Here is a 19,123-nt window from a genome sequence, read left to right on the forward strand (position 1 = left end):
GAATCCGCTTATGCGCTTTCGCGCACCACGATTCCGGCATCTTTCATATGGGTCTGAAGTTCCTTGGCCTGAAACATTTCCCGGACAATGTCGCAGCCGCCGACAAATTCGCCCTTGACATAGAGCTGGGGAATGGTCGGCCACTGGGCATAATCCTTGATGCCCTGACGCAGATCTTCGTTTTCCAGAACATTGATGCCCTTGTAGTCGACCCCCAGATAATCCAAAATTTGCACAAGCTGGCCGGAAAAACCGCATTGCGGAAAATTCGGAGTGCCCTTCATGAAGAGCACCACATCGCTGGATTTCACTTCGCTGTCTATCCAGCTGTTTATATCACTCATTGAAAAGCTCCTGATTTCTGTTTTTATTCTGGCGCACTGGTCTGCAGCGCCAGCGCATGCAATGCGCCGCCCATATTTCCCTGCAGGGCCTGATAAACCATCTGATGTTGTTGTACCCGGGTTTTGCCGCGAAAACTCTCTGATACAATTTCGGCGGCATAATGATCACCATCGCCGGCGAGATCCCGGATCGTGATTGCCGCATCCGGTAACGCGGCCTTGATCATGACTTCAATATCATTGGCATTCATTGGCATTTGCAGGACACCTTTCACCCGTGATGCAAAACATCAAACTCCTGTTCCAGACATATAATCCGGCAACCAGCTTTCATGTGTCTGCTTCAGCGATTGTACAGATATGGAGTGCTTGTCGTCGAGTTTCAATTCATTCCCGCCGACAATCCCGATCTGAATGGCTGGAACGCCCGCTTTAGCCGCGCCCGAAAGGATAGTCTCCACATGCTCCGGGCGGGCAGTCATGATATAGCGCGCCTGATCTTCACTGAACAGCATATCGGCGCTGTCAGCTTCCAGACCCGTGAGGGCCGCCCCTTTGCCACCAGCCATGGCCATTTCCGCCAGTGCAACCAGCAGACCGCCATCGGAAATATCATGACATGCAGAAATCTGGCCCTGCTGAATTTGCGAGCGGACAAAATCGCCGTTCCGGCGTTCGCACTCCAGATCGACCGTTGGAGCCGGACCCAGTTCAAGGCCGTGCACTTCGCGCAGATAGATCGACTGACCCAGATGGCCGCCCGTTTTACCGATCAGCAAAATGGCATCCCCATCACCGGCAAAGGCAAGCCGCGCCATACTCGTCCAGTCCGCCAGAAGACCGACACCGCCAATGGTCGGTGTTGGTAGAATGCCTTGTCCGTTGGTCTCATTATACAACGACACATTACCCGAAACCACCGGGAACTCCAGTACTCTGCAGGCCTCGCCGATACCTTCGATCGCACGCACGAACTGGCCCATGATTTCCGGGCGCTGGGGATTGCCGAAGTTGAGATTGTCGGTAATCGCCAGCGGCGTTGCCCCCACTGCGGTCAAATTGCGCCAGGCTTCAGCGACAGCCTGTTTTCCGCCCTCATAGGGGTCTGCTTCGCAATAGCGCGGTGTCACGTCACTGGTCATGGCCAGAGCTTTGCGGGTGCCCTCCACCCGGACCACACCGGCATCTCCGCCCGGCAATTGGGCGGTGTTGGCCTGAATGAGGCAGTCATATTGTTCTATGATCCAGCGTTTGGACGCCATATCCGGCGAGCCGATCATCGTTAACAGGGCTGCAATCGGATCTTCCAGAACGGGTATCACCGACAAAGGCGCCTGGACCCGCGGCACAACCCAGGGCCGGTCATATTCCGGTGCCTCGTCGCCGAGTTGCTTGATCGGCAGATCGGCGACCAATTCCCCGTGATGGTGGATTTTGAAGCGCAGATCATCGGTGGTCTGGCCGACAATTGCGAAATCCAGACCCCATTTGGTGAAAATAGCTTCGGCTACCGCCTGTTTGTCGGGTTCCAGAACCATCAACATGCGTTCCTGGCTTTCCGACAGCATCATCTCATAAGCGCTCATGTGCTCTTCGCGGCAGGGAACTTTGTCGAGATCGAGCGAAATGCCGAGATTGCCACTGGCACCCATTTCAACCGCAGAACAGGTCAGACCGGCGGCACCCATGTCCTGAATGGCAATCACCGCGCCGCTCGCCATCAACTCAAGGCAGGCTTCCAGGAGACATTTTTCGGTGAACGGATCGCCAACCTGCACAGTCGGCCGTTTTTCGTCGATCTGGTCATCGAATTCAGCGGATGCCATGGTCGCGCCGCCAACGCCATCGCGTCCGGTTTTTGCTCCCAGATAAACCACCGGCAGACCGACCCCTTCCGCCTGCGAGGTGAATATCCCATCGCGGCGGGCAACGCCCAGAGCAAAGGCGTTGACCAGAATATTGCCATTATAGCGCGCATGGAAATTCACTTCCCCACCCACGGTCGGAACACCGAAGCAATTCCCGTAGCCGCCAATTCCGGACACCACACCGGCCACAAGATGGCGTGTTTTTGCGTGTTCCGGCGCACCAAACCGCAAGGCATTCATCGCAGCAATCGGCCGCGCACCCATGGTAAAGACATCGCGCAGAATGCCGCCCACACCAGTGGCCGCACCTTGATAGGGCTCAATGAATGAGGGATGATTGTGGCTTTCCATCTTGAACACCGCAACCTGACCGTCACCGATATCGACCACACCGGCGTTTTCACCAGGGCCATACACCACGCAAGGCCCGGTCGTCGGCAGGGTTTTCAGCCATTTTTTCGAAGATTTGTAAGAGCAGTGCTCATTCCACATCGCCGAAAAAATGCCCAGTTCCGTCAGTGTCGGCGTGCGGCCGGTGAGTTCCAGAATACGGTCATATTCCTCTGAATTCAGGCCATGGCTCTCCACCAGCTCCGATGAGATGGGAGCGTTGTTGTCAAATGATTTCGACATCAGCTGCAGGCCTGTGATCCGCTGGTCCAACGATTCAAATCCGCAGTAATCCGGTTGCCCTGAGCGCCCTGCATCATGGGACCGTAGGCGGAAATGGTGGCGCGGCTGGCATTCTTGTTGACAGCTTCAATGACGAGAAGTGGTTTTGCCTCCAGATCGTCCTTTGGCAGCAGCAGAATTCTGGCGCGCTTGAATTGCGGATTGATATCACTCTCGGCCGCATAGGCGGAGAAGCCGGAACCGCCGGCACCAAACCAGCATTTACGGATCTGTCCGCTTACCAGCGTCGCAAGTTCATATTTGGGTCCCGATTCCGGTTGAGAGGTCTGCGTTTGAATGCATCCCCCCAGCAACAGGGCCAATAACGGGGCGGACAGGGAAAACGCTACTCGTGTCATGCTGCCTCCAGCAGGCTGGTGAAAATGCCGCGTCCGGAGACGCCGCCATGAAGATTTTCAATCAGATTTTCCGGGTGGGGCATCAGGCCCATGACCGTGCCATCTGCATTGATGATGCCGGCAATATCGTTCAGTGATCCGTTCGGATTGGTTCCGTCCGCATAGCGGAAAACCACCCGATTATTGCTTTCCAGTTCGTCCAGCGTGCGCGCATCGGCAAAATAATTTCCGTCATGATGGGCCACCGGACAGGGAAAACTCTCGCCCTGCCGATAGTGTTGCGAAAACACCGTGGCGGTGTTGGTTGCCACCAGTTGAACGGTTCGGCAGACAAAATTGAGCCCGGCATTGCGCATCAGCGCGCCAGGCAGAAATCCGGCCTCGGTCAGAATCTGAAAACCATTGCAGACCCCCAGAATCCGGGTTCCGCGTGCAGCGTGCCGCTGCAAATCCCGCAACACCGGCGCACGGGCGGCAATTGCACCGGCCCGCAGGTAATCGCCATAGGAAAATCCGCCCGGCAAGACAATCAGGTCGACATCCGGAATAGTGGTTTCCTGATGCCACACCCATGCTGGCTTCTGCCCGCTGATATCTTCCAGTGCCTTGATCATATCCCGGTCACGATTGGACCCGGGGAATATAATAACCGCTGATTTCATAGGTTGATTTCGAAGTCCTCGATAACAGGGTTGGCGAGCAGCTTTTCACAAATCGCAGTCAGTTCGGCACGGGCTGCATCAGCATTGTCAGTGTCGAGTTCGACATCAAACACCTTGCCCTGGCGCACCGAGCGGACGCCCTGAAACGACAGTGCATCAAGTGCGCCCTCAATAGCGTGGCCCTGGGGATCCAGCACGCCATTTTTCAGCGTGACAAAAATGCGAGCTTTCATAAATCCGACCTATTTCACCAGAACCGGGCCGGAGCCATGGGGACGTTCATTATCATTGAGGATTCCAAGCCTGCGGGCCACGGTCTGATAGGCTTCCAGCATGCCGCCCATATCGCGGCGAAACCGGTCCTTGTCCATCTTGTCTTTGGTTTTTGCATCCCAAAGGCGACAGGAATCGGGCGAAATCTCGTCGGCCAGAATGATACGCATCATCTCGCCTTCCCATAGCCGGCCGAATTCAATCTTGAAATCAATCAACTGGATACCGGCGCCCATGAACAGGCCGGCCAGAAAATCATTAATGCGGATGGCCATCGACATGATGTCATCGATTTCAGGCGGCGCCGCCCAGCCGAAGGCGGTGATATGCTCCTCTGAGACCAAAGGGTCATTCAACTCATCATTCTTGTAATAAAACTCAATGATCGAACGCGGCAGCGCCGTGCCCTCTTCCAGACCCAGACGGGTGGCGATTGAACCGGCCGCCACATTGCGCACCACAACTTCCAGCGGAATGATTTCCACTTCACGTATCAGTTGCTCGCGCATATTGAGCCGTTTGATAAAATGCGTCGGAATGCCAATCTGGTTGAGGTTTTCGAAAATATGCTCGGAAATCCGGTTGTTCAGCACACCTTTGCCATCAATCACTTCGTGTTTTTTGGCATTGAACGCGGTCGCATCATCTTTGAAATGCTGAATCAGAGTTCCCGGTTCCGGGCCCTCATAGAGGATTTTTGCCTTGCCTTCGTAAATACGGCGTCGACGGTTCATATGATTGTAGCCTGTAAGGAAAAAAGGGCGGCCATCGCAACGATATCCGCTTCAATGATTTGCCGCGACACTAGAGGAAACACCGGCCAGTGACAATCGCCGAGCCGCAAATGGCCGATGCGAAGAGGCAGTATTTTCAAACTTTTGCTGGGAATTCGATCATTGTCTCTTGCGGACAACGGTCCGGCAACGATATGCAGGACAGATAATTCAGCGATCGCACCGGAATTACTGCCGCGGAGAGAATCGATATGACCACTTTTGACCGTCGCAAAGACGCATATGAAAACAAATTTGCCCACGATGAAGAGCTTCGATTCAGATCAGAAGCGCGCAGAAACAAGCTGCTTGGCCTTTGGGCTGCAGAAAAACTCGGGTTTGCCGAAGAAAAGGCCGCTCAATACGCCAATGCAGTTGTCGCGTCGGATTTTGACGAGCCGGGCGACGAGGACGTTTTCCGCAAAGTACGGGCTGATTTCGATGAAGCCGGAGTGACCCTGTCGGACCAGGAACTGCGGGAGAAAATGCTGATGCTTATGGGCGAAGCTATCAAACAGATCGAAGATGCCAAATAACACTCGCTCAAAATCAGAAGTATCGACACATTAAAGCATTGGCATGTTATTTATGACACATGATTTCGTATCTGATCTTAAATCCGGCAAGGAAATCATCACAGCGTGGAGCGGTATTCCCCATCCCCTCGTGAGCGAAGCACTGCTGAATGCCGGCTATCCGACCGTGACATTGGATATGCAGCACGGGTTCCACGACATTGCCAGTATTCTGGCCACGGTGACAGCCTGCAAGATGCTGGGCAAACGCGCCATAGTTCGCATTCCCGTCGGAGAATGGGGTACTGCCAGCCGGGTGATGGATATGGGCGCTGCCGCTGTGATCGCCCCCATGATCAATACGCCAGAAGATGCCAAGGCCTTCGCCGCTGCCACGAAATTCCCGCCGGTGGGTGGACGCAGCTGGGGGCCTGCACGGGCCATACTGATTTCAGGCCACTCCGGCCCGGACAGCTACCTGCCAAAGGCAAATAATGAATCCCTCGCGATCGCCATGATCGAAACCCGCGAAGCCCTTGACAATCTGGACGCCATTCTTGCTGTCGACGGGATTGACGGCATCTTTGTCGGGCCATCCGATGTGTCGGTAACCTTCACCAACGGAGAAGAGATCAGACAGTTTGGCGACAGGACCATCGATGTCATCAAGGAGATTGCCGAGCGCACGATTGCCGCCGGTAAAATTCCCTGTATTTTCACTTTTCTGCCGGAACAGCTGAAGCTGGCCCGGTCCATGGGTTACCGCATGTTCGCGCTGAATATGGACAGCAACATCATTGCACGCGGCGCGACAGCGTTGCTTGCCGAGATTGCCGACTGATCAGCCTTCAAATCCGGTTGAGGAATTTTGACAGCGCCATAAGGCCCTCTGGCCATGGTCCGTGACCACTCTCGTCATTGATATGGCCATGTTCGCCCGCATCAACCAGCAACGAACCAAGATCCAGCGCCGTGCCTTCCGCCTTCTCATATGTGCTGTAGGGGTCATTCCGGCTCGCTACCATCAGCGAGGGAAATGGCAATGGCGCGTTTGGAACCGGCAGAAATTGAGACGTTTCAGGGATCAGATGCTGCACCGATATAAGGTCCGGAACCGCCACCAGAAATGCCCCGACCACATTCGCCTTGGACAATTGGGTAGTCGCATGGGCAAGCGCAATTGCGCCAAGGCCATGAGCGATGATGAACACCGGCCTGTCGGCTGACTTTGTCGCGCTGACTATGGTGTCGACCCAGCGGTCCTTGTCTGGCTTGTGCCACTCGCTCTGGTCGACAATGCGCGCTGTTTTAAGTTTGCCGTTCCAGCGGTGATACCAGTGATTTTCGGTCCCGCCACCAAGACCTGGAAGGATCAGAATATCGAGATCACTGGTTTTCATGCGCCCTGCCCGAAGACACGGCCGAAAATCGTATCGACATGGCGGGTGTGGGTCTGCATGTTGAATTCGCTTTCAATCTGATCCGCACTGAGCGCCTGGCGCACTTCTTCATCTCGTTTCAATTCCTGCATAAACTGATCGGCGGCGACCGGTTTGCGGGCTTGATAGGTATCCCAGACCTTCATCGCATTTCGCTGCACCAGGCGATAAGAATCCTCCCGCGACATGCCGGCCTGTGTCAGCGCCAGCAGGATGCGTTGTGAAAAGATCAGGCCTCCCATAGCTTCCGCATTGGCCAGCATGCGTTCCGGATAGACCAGCAGCTTGTTGACAACGCCGGTGAGGCGGGCAAGCGCAAAGTCCAGAGTAATGGTCGCGTCGGGACCGATCATCCGTTCCACCGAAGAATGCGAGATATCGCGCTCATGCCAGAGCGCCACATTTTCCATGGCCGGCAGGGCATAGCTTCGTACCATGCGGGCAAGCCCGGTGAGGTTCTCGGTCAGGACCGGGTTCCGTTTATGCGGCATCGCGGATGAGCCCTTCTGGCCCGGTGCAAAGAACTCCTCGGCTTCCAGAACTTCGGTGCGCTGCAGATGCCGGATTTCCGTGGACAGCCGTTCAACCGACGAGGCGATCACTCCAAGCGTAGCAAAGAACATGGCATGGCGGTCACGCGGGATCACCTGGGTTGAGACCGGCTCTGGCGTCAGACCCATGGCCTGCGCCACATGTTCTTCGACCGCCGGTTCAATATGAGCAAAGGTTCCAACGGCTCCGGAAATGGCACATGTCGCAATCTCCGCCCGGGCTGCCACCAGCCGGTCCCGGCAGCGGGCAAACTCGGCATAAGCGCCGGCCAGCTTCAGCCCGAAGGTCACAGGTTCCGCGTGAATGCCATGAGAGCGACCGATGCAGACCGTCATCCTGTGCTCGAAGGCACGCTTCTTGAGAGCATCCAGCAGGCCGTCCATATCCGCCAGCAGCAGATCGGCTGCCCGTGTCAGTTGCACACTGAAGCAGGTGTCCAGCACATCGGAAGACGTCATGCCCTGATGGACAAAGCGCGCATCTGGGCCGATAATTTCCGCCAGATGGGTCAGGAATGCGATAACGTCATGCTTGGTTTCCCGCTCGATCTCGTCAATCCTTGCAACGTCAAACGTCGCCGAACCGCCCTTTTCCCAAATCGTGCGGGCGGCGCTTTGCGGGATCACTCCCAACCCGGCCAGCGCGTCGCAAGCATGCGCTTCAATTTCAAACCAGATGCGGAATTTGGTTTCCGGCGACCAGATTGCAACCATTTCAGGTCGGGAATAGCGGGGAATCATGGAAAGGTCCTGTCATTAGCAAAGTCTCGGAGTTTCCTAACAGAGCCTGCGGTCCGCCTCAATTCCTAAACACAGGAGTCTTTCAGCCATCGGCCCATTCACAATTATCAAAAGAGCTGTAGCGTAGCAGGCGCTCCTCCTGTCCGGCCTTGGCAAGCCGGGAGCAGCCTTCCACAGCATCTTCGCTTTCAAACACCCTGACAGTGCCCGTGTCGTTTTCAGTCGTCGACGGCGCGCAGAGCCGCTCGCCATCTTCCAGTCGGGCGGAATTTTCGGCACCGGCATCTGCCCCGGCCGAGACAATCAGAGCCTGCCCGCTCTGATTCGTGACGCAGATCCGCGACGCGGAGAAAGTGGCCCCCTGCAGCGGAAAAACATACAGATACAGAAGATACATAGCCGGACCGGCAATAAGAGCGGCGATGAACAAGAGCAACCAGCGCATGACAACAATTCCTGAAAACCTGTTTTGCTGACCCAAGCATGCGTTGAACATCCGCTGTTTTCAATGCAACGGGCGGCACAACACACGAATGTGAGAATGTTTGAATTATACCGTGTTCGCTTGATCGCTAGTGTCTCACCATGGCGTATTCCGCCGCAATAGGGAGAAAGAACATGAAGCTGAAGACATTTGGAATGACCGCCACCGGAATTGCCCTTGCATTGGGCGTGGGCTTAACGGCGACCCTTTCTGTCGGTCAGATGGCACCGTTTGGCAATGAGGAAGACACCAGCTATGCTGCCTCACTCTGGACCGCAATGGTGGATGCCAATATGGCGGGCGATGGCGCCATTCGCACGCTTCCCTATAAGGGTATCGAGCCCCACGGATTTGTTCTTGAAACCTTCTATACGAAAGCCACCATCGACGGTCACACCGGCGACCTCGTGATCAAGCGCAATTATGGCCCCGAAGGCGTATCGGTTGAACAGGCCCAGGAAAACGGCGTCGAACATCTGGCCGCGATCACCGTGATGTTCAAACGTGAAGATGGCTATGATGCAGAAAACAAGAACTGGTTCTGGGCGAAATATCTGCCGGACGGATCACTCGACAAAAATCCAGCGGGCATGCAACTGGCAGGCCGTGTGGTCAAAGGCAACGACACAGCCGGCTGTATTGCCTGCCATGCCGCAGAAGACGATTATCTGTTTACGACCAATGCTATAAAATAGCTTCTTCAGGCAATTCGACTCCGCCGGGCGGCTGTCGGCTTGCCTGAAAAGCCGATATCAATCCGGATGCCAGTATTTACCAGCTCATCGGTGTGGTGAAGGCAAGATAATTGCCATCCGGCCCTTCAAAACCCGGTGTGTTCATGACCAGCATAATGGCGAGAACAAAATCTCCATTCTGAAGCCTGTGCGTATAGACCTGGTCGATGCGATAGGCCAGCGGACAGCCACGGCTTTTCGGAATTCTGGAATCTTCATGCAGTATCCGAACTTTGCCGGGGACCGACAATAGCAGCCGGAAGCCGAAAGTCTGTCCGTGAACCTCGCAGTCCGCGCCGGCAGACATTTTGAATGTATCCAGCTGAACCTCAATCGGCGCTCCGCTTTGCATGGTGGATTTCACCGGCAGAAACCGAACATTTTCCGGATCCGCCGACAATTCGCTCGCCGGATTATGCACGACAAGAACGCCATTGGAAGATTTCACGCCATATTTCGCCAACAGACCAGATGCCTGTTTCTGCACGGCGCTGCGCGCCTGACCGGGCGACAGGGTTTCATCATCGAGCCGGACCTTGACCGGTGTCCCTGGTACCCAGGAATCGGTTTTCACATCCACTATGGTGATGCTGGCGAAGGCAAAGCCGGAGCCATCCTGAATGCCATACTGCTCGAACGCAAAATAGGCGCCATCATCGGAAAAACCGGTGGATCCGAGTTCCGCCAACGTGCCTGCATATGCGGCAGAAACAAACGATGCGGCCACAATGGCAAGAACACTATTGAACAAACTCTTGATGGAACTCATGCAGTCAGTCCTTTTGTGCAGCCTCCGCAGCGTCGCGGATGGCAGTGATGTTGCTGCGATAGCCAGCAACTCCCTCTCCCGTGTAAACTGCGGAACCGGCAACGAATACATTGGCACCGGCGGCAGCCATCAGCGGGGCGGTTTGCGGCGTCATTCCACCGTCCACCTCCAGATCAATATTCCGGTCTCCAATCATGGCTTTTATGCGACGCACCTTGTCGGCCACCGCTGGGATAAAGGCCTGCCCGCCAAAGCCTGGATTGACGCTCATCACCAGTATGAGGTCGAGCCGGTCCAGCACATAGTCCAGCACACTTTCCGGTGTGCCCGGATTGAGTGATACGCCGGCCTTTTTTCCAAGATCGCGAATTGCCTGCAAGGACCGGTCAAGATGCGGCCCGGCTTCGGCATGAACGGTGATGATATCGGCGCCCGCTTTTGCAAACTGTTCCAGATAGGGATCGCACGGTGCGATCATGAGATGCACATCCAGCACTTTTTTGGTGACCGGCCGGACAGCCTCAACCGCAATCGCGCCAAACGAAATGTTCGGCACAAAATGACCATCCATCACATCGACATGCACCCAGTCGCAGCCCGCCTCGTCAATGGCCCGTACCTCCTCGCCCAATCGGGAAAAATCAGCAGCAAGAATGGAAGGCGCAATCAATACGGGACGGGGCATGAGGCAATCCTGGGTGACATTGTGTCGAAAACAGCATGGAGGCGGCGTAACACAGCAACTCGCAACAGACAATGTGATGCCATCTCAGGCCCCAAACTTTGCCTGCCAGCTTGGCAATGTGTCGTCTTTGCGGGGAGCCGTTGCGTATACGGCAATGGCGATGGCGCGCGCCATGGTGCTGGCGGAAGCCGCGTTGAGGAGCAACTGGTCCGTCGCGGGCCGCTCCTCACTCGACAGAGCGAACACCACATCACCGTCCATCGGCGTGTGGCAGGGCCAGATGGCGCGAGCATAGCCGTCATGGGCACTGATGGCGAGGCGCTTGGCCTGCCCTTTGGTAAGTGTCGCGTTTGTGGCAATTACCCCAATTGTGGTATTTTCAACTGCGGTGAGTGCACGTTTTTGTAGCGTCTTGACCCGGACGTTCGCGATGTCCGGAGTCAAATTTGGCGCGCCCCGACCACCAAATTCACTGTCACGCTCAAACGGCGCTGCCCAGAAATGCGGCCCCTCTCCCATCGTGACCTGACCGACAGCATTGACTGCAACAAAGGCGCATACCAAGACGCCGTCGGCAAGGCGGGTTTCAGTATAGCCGAACCCGCCGCGCAGATTAGCCGTGGTGGCACCAAATCCGGCTCCGACACCGCCGATCTGAAACGTCTCTGCCGCCGAGTTGATCGCCGCGCGTCCCAGCGCTGTATAGGGAGACGGACCGTGCCAGTCCTTTTTGCCGCCATTACCAAGATCAAACAGAATGGCTGCCGGGACAATCGGGATGGTCTGATCGCCCGCTCGGAAACCCCGCCCTTGCTGGCGCAACACTTCGACCACACCGCCGGCCGCGTCCAGCCCGAATGCCGAACCGCCCGACAACACAATCGCATCTATGTGGCTGACAGTATTTTCCGGCGCAAGTAATTCGGTTTCACGCGTGCCTGGCGCGGCACCCATGACATGGACAGCGGCCAGCATTGGCCGCTGGCACAGCAGGACTGTTACACCGCTGCGGATGGCACTGTCATCCGCGTGTCCGATCAGAAGTGTGTCGAGAGCTGATTTCATAAAGTCATTCAATCACAAAAAAGGCCCGGTTTTGCAACCGGGCCTTTCTCAAACATTCAGATCAGAATTAGTTGATCTGATTGTATTCACCATTCGACCATTCGTAGAACACGTAACCCGGCAGGGAAACGTCGCCTTTTCCATCGAATGCCAAGCTGCCCAGAACCGTATTGAAATCTCCCGCATTCAGAGCTTCACGGACAGCGTCGTAATCTGTTGAACCGGCAGTTTCGACAGCCTGAGCCCAAGACTGAATCGCAGCATAGGTGTACAGCACATAGCCTTCAGTTGTTTTGCCCGCATCTTTGAGCGATTTCACAACTTCGACAGCTTCAGGATTGTTTTCAGGATTTGGCGAGAAGGTCATCAAAGTGCCTTCGCCGGCATCACCGGTGATTGCCCAATACTCGTTTGTGACCAGTGCGTCGCCGGACATCAGAACCGTATCCATGCCCTGATCGCGCATCTGACGCACCATCAGACCGGCTTCCGTGTGGTAGCCGCCGACATAAAGCACATCAACGCCTTCCTGTTTCAGCTTGGTGACCAGAGCTGTGTAGTCCTTTTCTCCTGCAGTATAGGCTTCGTAAAGTGCAGATGTTCCGCCACCGGCTTCATACGCAGCTTTGGTGGCATCGGCCAGACCTTTGCCATAAGCGGTCTTGTCGTGAACAAACGCCACTTTCTTGCCAGCAAAGTTGGCATTCAGATAGGCACCGGCCGTTGCACCCTGCTGGTCATCACGGCCGCACACGCGATATATGCCGCCATCAGCACCACCGGGGCGCTCATCGGTCAGCTTCGGATTTGTCGAAGCTGGCGAAATCTGGATGATGCTTTCTTCAGAATAAACCGCGGAGGCTGGTATTGACGAACCTGAGCAGAAATGGCCTGCCATGAACACCACGCCAGAGCCTGCCATCTGGTTGGCAACGGCCACAGCCTGCTTCGGATCGCAGGCGTCATCGCCGATTTCCAGAACCAGCTGTTCTCCAAGAACACCGCCTGCTGCGTTGATATCAGCAACGGCCTGCTCGGCACCGGTACGCATCTGCTCACCGAAGGATGCATATTGCCCCGTCATCGGACCGGCAGTGGCGATTGTAATCTGTGCATTTACCGCAGAGGCCAAAGACAAACCGGCAACGAGCGCTACGCCCGTCAAAAATGATTTCTTCATTCCAAGACTCCTTTAGGAACAAAATCTTCCCTTGAAAGATAAAGACAAATGTCTCATCTGGCCCACATTCAAACTTAGATTGAACAAAATTGAAAGTTGATTTTTGTTTAAAGTGTTTTTCCGGTCAAGCACAGTTAACGAGCGATAGTCTGAGATCTGAATACTCGACCAAACCCACTCGCATCGGCTCTTCTCGGCTATAAACAATGCGGCCGGATGACTGCACTGCCGACATCAGCAATCATCTGAATGTGCCGGAAATCTGCCCTTCTCTATCGGTTTGCACCGTTCTGGTACCGGAGCAGACTGACAGTTTTAACCCAGCTTAACCCAATGCGGCTTCAACGGCCGCGAGAGCCTGAGGGGCATCAGAACCGTTCGGACCGCCCGCCTGGGCAAGATCGGATTTACCGCCGCCGCCCTGTCCGCCCAGCGCACCTGCCACAATTTTGACGAGATTCACCGCGCTGTAGCGCTCGGTCATGTCCTTCGAGACGCCGACCGCAGCTGCCGCCTTGCCATCCTCCGCCAGCGCGATCAGAACAACAACCGAACTGCCAAGCTTGTGGCGCGCCTGATCGACCAGGCCGCGCAAATCCTTGGGCGAGACGCCATCGACAACCCGGCCGACATATTTGAAACCATCCTTGTTGATCGCAGCTTCCGACAGGCCGGTCAAAGCAAGCTTGGCGCGAGCGTCGGCCAGTTCCTTTTCCAGCCGCTTGCGCTCTGCCATCAGAGCTTCAACCCGTGCGGCTGCGTCGGCTGGGGTCGATTTCAAGACCTCGGCCACCTCCTGCAGACGCTGTTCCTGCTGTTTCAAATGGGTCCGCGCTGCCGCTCCGGTGAGTGCTTCAACGCGCCTTATACCGGAAGCCACGGCTCCTTCGGAAGTTACGACCACCAGCCCGATTTCGCCGGTATTGGCAACATGGGTGCCACCGCACAGTTCCTGAGAATAGATATCCTGATCTGCCTGGGGATCGGTGTTGCGGCCCATCGATACGACGCGCACTTCATCGCCGTATTTTTCTCCGAACAGCGCCATTGCGCCGGCAGCAATGGCATCGTCAACCGCCATCAGCCGTGTCGAGACCGGTGCACTTTGCAAAATAATGTCATTCGCAATTGCCTCAATTTCTGACATTTCCTGCTTCGACACACCCTTTTGGTGGGAAAAATCGAACCGCAGACCGTCCGGGGCAACACGAGACCCTTTCTGGGCGACATGGGGCCCAAGTACGCGCCGCAGGGCTTCATGCACCAGATGGGTCGCAGAATGGTTCTTGCGGATATCGGCACGCCGCCCCGTGTCGACGCGCAGCGCTCCGGTGTCGCCGGTTGAAATCAGATCGCCATCGCTAATCCGGCCTTCATGGACAAACAGACCGCCGGCCTTCTTCTGCACATCGCTGACGCGAATCCGGCTATGGCCTTCCATCAGGATTTCGCCCTGATCGCCGACCTGACCACCTGATTCGGCGTAAAATGGTGTCTGGTTGAACACAAGCTGAACCGTGTCGCCACTGCCAGCGCTCTGGACGCGCTGGCCATCCTTGACAATCGCCAGCAGCTGCCCCTCGGCCTTTTCCTGTTCATAGCCTAAAAACTCGGTCGGCGGCAGCTCATCCGCCAGCTCCAGCCAGACCTTTTCGGTGGCCGCATCCCCTGAGCCTGCCCAGTTCGCCCGGGCGAGGCTTTTCTGTTCCGCCATCGCGGTATCGAATGCATCCGTATCGACGCTGATTTCCCGCGCCCGCAACGCATCCTGGGTCAGATCAAGTGGAAAGCCGAAGGTGTCATAAAGCGTAAAGGCGGTGCGCCCGTCAAATGTGTCGCCGGCAGTGAGAGTGCGGCTGGCATCATCCAGCAGTGACAGGCCGCGCGACAGGGTTGTGCGGAACCGCACTTCTTCCATGCGCAGAGTTTCGGTAATCATCGCTTCGGCGCGCCGCAATTCGGGAAATGCCTGACCCATTTCCCGCACCAGGGTCGGAACCAGCTTGTAAATCAACGGGTCTTCTGCCCCCAGCAGACTGGCATGACGCATGGCCCGCCGCATGATCCGGCGCAGCACATAGCCGCGTCCTTCATTGGAGGGCATGACCCCGTCGGCCAGCAGGAAACTGGTGGCCCGCAAATGGTCTGCAATCACCCGGTGACTGGATTGATGGGCGTCATCCGCCGCAACGCCCGTTGCTTCAACGCTGGCGGCAATCAGGGCTTTGAACAGGTCAATATCATAATTGTTGTGCACACCCTGCAATACTGCGGCAATGCGCTCCAGTCCCATCCCGGTATCGATCGAGGGTTTGGGAAGATCGACGCGCTGCTCCGCAGTTGTCTGTTCATACTGCATGAACACCAGGTTCCAGATCTCGATAAACCGGTCGCCGTTTTCATCGGGGCTGCCGGGAGGTCCGCCCCAGATCTCCTCGCCATGATCATAGAAGATTTCCGAACACGGGCCGCAGGGTCCGGTATCGCCCATGGCCCAGAAATTGTCATGGGTGGCAATTCGGATGATCCTGTCATCGGGCAGCCCGGCGATCTTCTTCCACAGATCGAACGCCTCATCATCCTCGTGATAGACGGTGACCAGCAATTTGTCCTTGGGCAGGCCGAACTCCTCGGTGATCAGCGTCCAGGCATAATGGATCGCCTTTTCCTTGAAATAGTCGCCGAATGAAAAATTGCCCAGCATCTCGAAAAATGTGTGGTGGCGTGCGGTATAGCCAACATTGTCCAGATCATTGTGCTTGCCGCCTGCGCGCACGCATTTCTGTGAGGTAACAGCCCGTGGCACATCAGATTTCGCAGCACCGGTAAAATAATCCTTGAACTGAACCATGCCCGCATTGGTGAACATCAGGGTCGGGTCGTTGAGCGGCACAAGTGGACTTGACGGCAATATCTTATGACCGTTTTTCTCAAAAAAATTGAGGAATGCCGAGCGGATTTCATTGACGCCAGCCATGGGACTTCTTTCATTTACTGCGAAGATGCGCGCAAACCGGCCGGATCAGCCTTGCGGCACCGTGCCCGGTTCGGCACATCCTTCTCATGATCAAGGATAGTTCAGATCGACGGGTGTTTTAGCGATCAGGTGAATATGTGTCCATAGGCGATGACTGACAGCCAGAGCGGTGCGCAAAATACGAAAACGCCGCCCCTCAAGGGCGGCGTTCAGATCGTTTCATGATGATTCTGATTAGTTGACCGGGTTAGCGCGCCTGCTGCACCGCATCACGCCGCTTTGCCAGCCTCACTGGAAGACTGAATCCGGAAGCTAAGCGCTTAACGCACCGCCCTTGTCATCCTCATCATCGTCGGCTGATTTATCATCCAGAAGCTTTCCCGCTATCAGCCCGGCATTCTGCCGGATTGCGGTTTCAATTTCCTGGGCCATATCCGGATTTTCGGCAAGAAACTGTTTTGAGTTTTCGCGACCCTGCCCCAGACGCTGGCTGTCATAGGAGAACCAGGCACCGGATTTCTCGACAATGCCCGCTTTCACCCCGAGATCGAGCAATTCTCCGGTTTTTGACACGCCGGACCCATACATGATGTCAAATTCGACCTGCTTGAAGGGCGGCGCGAGCTTGTTCTTGACCACTTTGATACGTGTCTGATTGCCGACAACCTCATCGCGGTCCTTGATCGCTCCGATGCGGCGGATATCCAGGCGAACCGAGGCATAAAACTTCAGTGCATTACCGCCGGTCGTGGTTTCCGGACTGCCGAACATCACCCCGATCTTCATGCGGATCTGGTTGATAAAGATAACCATTGTGTTCGATTTGGAGATGGAGGCTGTCAGCTTGCGCAATGCCTGGCTCATCAGGCGGGCCTGCAGGCCGGGCAGCGAATCGCCCATTTCGCCTTCCAGTTCGGCGCGCGGTGTAAGAGCGGCAACGGAATCGATCACCAGCACGTCAACCGCACCAGACCGCACCAGCGTATCGGCAATTTCCAGTGCCTGCTCCCCGGCATCGGGCTGGGAGATCAGCAGATCGTCCAGATTGATCCCCAGCTTGCGCGCATAGATAGGATCAAGAGCATGCTCGGCATCGATAAAGGCACAGACGCCGCCGATTTTCTGAGCTTCTGCAATGGTATGAAGCGCCATGGTAGTTTTGCCCGAGGATTCCGGACCATAAATCTCGACGATACGTCCGCGCGGCAAACCACCGACACCCAGCGCAATATCCAGCCCCAAGCAGCCTGTCGAGATTGTTTCAATCTCCACCACATTATCCTGCCCCAACCGCATGATTGAGCCTTTGCCGAATGCGCGTTCTATCTGGCCGAGCGCGGCATCCAATGCTTTTGTCTTACTTTCCATTCCGTCTCCGTCGACGACTCTAAGCGAATTAATCATAGGAACCTTCTTTGTTTCATGCGCGCGCTGTTGTTGCAATTCTGAAATACGTACACGTTTTGTTCCGGTTTGGCAACAATCAATTATCTTATTGGCAAAACACTGACTTTCCAGATTTGTTCTATTTTTGTCCAAAATGGTTTTGCCCATTCCGGTTGTGCGAACGCTGGTTCAATTCGATTGTGAACAGGGAATCAGCCCTGTCGGGCGAAACGGCAGGCCACTGCGCTGTCAGCGGGTGTGCCCAAGTCCCCGGGCCGGTCCGGTTGAATCCCGCACCACCAGTTCCACCGGCCAGACTGTGCGCTGCGGTCTGTCCTGCGGTTTTCGCACATGCTGCAACAGCATTTTGCTGATTTCAGTTCCGGCCAGACGGATCGAGGATCGTGTCGTGGTCAGCGCCGGGCGCATGTGGTCCGCCTTGAGAAACGGCAGCACATCATCATGGGCAATCAGCGACACATCCTCGCCGACCCGCATATCCCTGCTTTCAACCGCGCGGGATGCGCCGAGCGCCATCAGGGTGCTGGAACACAAAATCGCGGTTGGCGGCTCGGGCAGATCGAGCAAGGCGCGGGTGAAACTGAAACCGTTTTCCTCGCTCATATGGCCGTCACAGAGCAGAGCAGCATCAAATTCCACGCCCCGGTCAGACAGCGCCCTGCGGTAGCCATGCTCGCGATGGCGGGCGAACATCATGGCTTTGGGGCTGTAGTTCAGCAAAGCGATACGGCGGTGGCCAAGATCGAGCAGATAGCCTGTCGCCCTGGTAAATGCACCCTCATTGTCGATATCGAGAAAGCCATAAGTCCCTTCCACATCTGAACGGCCATGCAGCACAAAGGGAAACTGCATTTCCAGCAGATCCTGCACTCTGTGATCCTGGATCCGCGGCGACGACAGAATGATGCCGTCCACCCGCCCGTCCCGGACAATCCGGCGATAGGCTTCCCGTTCCTTTTCCTGGGTCGTGACCGAAATCAGAAGATCGATATCCATGGTGCCCAGATGCTGCCCCACCCCGGCGAGAAATTCAACAAAATGCGGATCCAGCAACAAATTCTGATCGGCCGTAAGCAGCATTCCAATGGTGCCTGCGCGGCCGGTTGCCAGCCGTCTGGCACTGGCGTTGGCGCTGTAGCCAAAGTCGCTCGCGGCCTTTGCCACCCGCAGACGTGTGGCTTCCTTGACCTCGGGATAGCCATTCAGGGCCCGGCTGACTGTCGTCTGGGACAGACCTAGATGATCGGCCAATTCGCGTAGATTCATGGGCTCACATATTCAGGTTCTGATGGGCTTGTGCAGGCGGACTCGCCGACTGCCGGTAATAATCGCCCAAAGCGCTTTCAATTTACCAGTGAAAAAGACCTGGAGCAATCCATCAACAGCCAAAATGTACTGCGGAGCAATATCCGCAGCTTGTTTTACGGACAAGAGGTTGTCTGCAATCCAGCCGTTATACTGCAAAATGGCAGCAAATGCCACAGTATGGCCAAAGCGCTTTAAAAGCAGTGGCCTCAATTTTGCAGATATTCGGCTTGTCACCAGCAATGATGCAACGGCCACCTCCGGCTCCTTGCGCAAAGAAAGCTGCAATACAATCTCCCAATTGGCTGAAGACCATTGTA

21 protein-coding genes are annotated in these 19,123 nt (G+C 55.8%); 3 read left to right on the plus strand and 18 right to left on the minus strand.

The window, feature by feature from the left end; all coding sequences use genetic code 11:
• Window positions 1-8: 8 nt before the first annotated feature.
• From grxD to purC, 7 genes are read right to left on the minus strand one after another with little or no spacing between them, the layout of a single operon-like run.
• Window positions 9-344, minus strand: a complete 336-nt coding sequence (gene grxD, locus RAL88_RS04360; protein WP_306267503.1) for a Grx4 family monothiol glutaredoxin — start codon at window positions 342-344, stop codon at window positions 9-11.
• 23 nt (window positions 345-367) lie between these two features.
• A complete protein-coding gene (locus RAL88_RS04365; RefSeq protein ID WP_306267504.1) occupies window positions 368-601 on the minus strand; it encodes a BolA family protein in 234 nt (77 codons plus the stop codon).
• A gap of 33 nt (window positions 602-634) precedes the next feature.
• Complete coding sequence (gene purL / locus RAL88_RS04370; RefSeq protein ID WP_306267505.1) at window positions 635-2,845, minus strand: phosphoribosylformylglycinamidine synthase subunit PurL; 2,211 nt, start codon at window positions 2,843-2,845, stop codon at window positions 635-637.
• Window positions 2,845-3,243, minus strand: coding sequence for a hypothetical protein (locus RAL88_RS04375; RefSeq protein ID WP_306267506.1), 399 nt, complete (start codon window positions 3,241-3,243; stop codon window positions 2,845-2,847). The genes purL and RAL88_RS04375 overlap by 1 nt, the downstream gene beginning before the upstream one ends.
• Complete coding sequence (purQ, locus tag RAL88_RS04380) at window positions 3,240-3,905, minus strand: phosphoribosylformylglycinamidine synthase subunit PurQ (protein WP_306267507.1); 666 nt, start codon at window positions 3,903-3,905, stop codon at window positions 3,240-3,242. Before purQ ends, RAL88_RS04375 begins: the two co-directional genes overlap by 4 nt.
• Window positions 3,902-4,138 carry a phosphoribosylformylglycinamidine synthase subunit PurS gene (purS, locus tag RAL88_RS04385; RefSeq protein WP_306267508.1) on the minus strand — a complete coding sequence of 79 codons (237 nt, stop codon included), beginning with the start codon at window positions 4,136-4,138 and terminating at the stop codon, window positions 3,902-3,904. Before purS ends, purQ begins: the two co-directional genes overlap by 4 nt.
• A gap of 9 nt (window positions 4,139-4,147) precedes the next feature.
• A complete protein-coding gene (purC, locus tag RAL88_RS04390) occupies window positions 4,148-4,912 on the minus strand; it encodes a phosphoribosylaminoimidazolesuccinocarboxamide synthase (protein ID WP_306267509.1) in 765 nt (254 codons plus the stop codon).
• 251 nt (window positions 4,913-5,163) lie between these two features.
• Here purC and RAL88_RS04395 point away from each other — a divergent pair, with 251 nt between their 5' ends.
• Together RAL88_RS04395 and RAL88_RS04400 are read left to right on the plus strand one after the other, a co-directional pair.
• On the plus strand, window positions 5,164-5,487 hold the full coding sequence (locus RAL88_RS04395) for a DUF1476 domain-containing protein (protein ID WP_306267510.1): 324 nt from the start codon (window positions 5,164-5,166) through the stop codon (window positions 5,485-5,487).
• A gap of 52 nt (window positions 5,488-5,539) precedes the next feature.
• On the plus strand, window positions 5,540-6,307 hold the full coding sequence (locus RAL88_RS04400; RefSeq protein WP_306267511.1) for an HpcH/HpaI aldolase/citrate lyase family protein: 768 nt from the start codon (window positions 5,540-5,542) through the stop codon (window positions 6,305-6,307).
• Window positions 6,308-6,314: 7 nt separating this feature from the next.
• Here the strand turns inward: RAL88_RS04400 and RAL88_RS04405 are convergent, their stop codons facing one another.
• From RAL88_RS04405 to RAL88_RS04415, 3 genes are all read right to left on the minus strand, one after another.
• Window positions 6,315-6,866 carry an alpha/beta hydrolase gene (locus RAL88_RS04405; RefSeq protein ID WP_306267512.1) on the minus strand — a complete coding sequence of 184 codons (552 nt, stop codon included), beginning with the start codon at window positions 6,864-6,866 and terminating at the stop codon, window positions 6,315-6,317.
• Window positions 6,863-8,197 carry an adenylosuccinate lyase gene (gene purB, locus RAL88_RS04410; RefSeq protein ID WP_306267513.1) on the minus strand — a complete coding sequence of 445 codons (1,335 nt, stop codon included), beginning with the start codon at window positions 8,195-8,197 and terminating at the stop codon, window positions 6,863-6,865. The genes RAL88_RS04405 and purB overlap by 4 nt, the downstream gene beginning before the upstream one ends.
• An 82-nt stretch (window positions 8,198-8,279) precedes the next feature.
• Entirely contained in the window at window positions 8,280-8,642 is a 363-nt protein-coding gene (locus tag RAL88_RS04415) for a hypothetical protein (RefSeq protein WP_306267514.1), read from the minus strand.
• A 173-nt stretch (window positions 8,643-8,815) separates the two neighbouring features.
• On the opposite strand from RAL88_RS04415, the gene RAL88_RS04420 reads away from it, so the two are divergent.
• Window positions 8,816-9,376, plus strand: coding sequence for a cytochrome P460 family protein (locus RAL88_RS04420; RefSeq protein ID WP_306267515.1), 561 nt, complete (start codon window positions 8,816-8,818; stop codon window positions 9,374-9,376).
• 76 nt (window positions 9,377-9,452) lie between these two features.
• Here RAL88_RS04420 and RAL88_RS04425 read toward each other — a convergent pair whose 3' ends face one another.
• The 8 genes from RAL88_RS04425 to RAL88_RS04460 all read right to left on the minus strand — a co-directional run bounded on the left by RAL88_RS04425 (window position 9,453) and on the right by RAL88_RS04460 (window position 19,091).
• A complete protein-coding gene (locus tag RAL88_RS04425) occupies window positions 9,453-10,184 on the minus strand; it encodes a DUF2259 domain-containing protein (protein ID WP_306267516.1) in 732 nt (243 codons plus the stop codon).
• Window positions 10,185-10,188: 4 nt separating this feature from the next.
• Window positions 10,189-10,869: a ribulose-phosphate 3-epimerase gene (rpe, locus tag RAL88_RS04430; RefSeq protein ID WP_306267517.1), complete on the minus strand. Its 681-nt coding sequence runs from the start codon at window positions 10,867-10,869 to the stop codon at window positions 10,189-10,191.
• An 84-nt stretch (window positions 10,870-10,953) separates the two neighbouring features.
• Window positions 10,954-11,934 (minus strand): P1 family peptidase, encoded by a 981-nt coding sequence (locus tag RAL88_RS04435; RefSeq protein ID WP_306267518.1) that lies wholly within the window; start codon window positions 11,932-11,934, stop codon window positions 10,954-10,956.
• Between the two features lie 67 nt (window positions 11,935-12,001).
• On the minus strand, window positions 12,002-13,114 hold the full coding sequence (locus tag RAL88_RS04440; protein WP_306267519.1) for a branched-chain amino acid ABC transporter substrate-binding protein: 1,113 nt from the start codon (window positions 13,112-13,114) through the stop codon (window positions 12,002-12,004).
• 325 nt (window positions 13,115-13,439) lie between these two features.
• Window positions 13,440-16,091 (minus strand): alanine--tRNA ligase, encoded by a 2,652-nt coding sequence (gene alaS, locus RAL88_RS04445; RefSeq protein WP_306267520.1) that lies wholly within the window; start codon window positions 16,089-16,091, stop codon window positions 13,440-13,442.
• A 312-nt stretch (window positions 16,092-16,403) separates the two neighbouring features.
• Window positions 16,404-17,495 (minus strand): recombinase RecA, encoded by a 1,092-nt coding sequence (gene recA / locus RAL88_RS04450; RefSeq protein ID WP_306267521.1) that lies wholly within the window; start codon window positions 17,493-17,495, stop codon window positions 16,404-16,406.
• A 231-nt stretch (window positions 17,496-17,726) separates the two neighbouring features.
• Complete coding sequence (locus tag RAL88_RS04455) at window positions 17,727-18,764, minus strand: LacI family DNA-binding transcriptional regulator (protein ID WP_306267522.1); 1,038 nt, start codon at window positions 18,762-18,764, stop codon at window positions 17,727-17,729.
• A gap of 12 nt (window positions 18,765-18,776) precedes the next feature.
• A complete protein-coding gene (locus RAL88_RS04460; RefSeq protein WP_306267523.1) occupies window positions 18,777-19,091 on the minus strand; it encodes a hypothetical protein in 315 nt (104 codons plus the stop codon).
• Between the last annotated feature and the right edge of the window lie 32 nt (window positions 19,092-19,123).

The organism is Pararhizobium sp. IMCC3301, from assembly GCF_030758315.1.
GTDB lineage: Bacteria > Pseudomonadota > Alphaproteobacteria > Rhizobiales.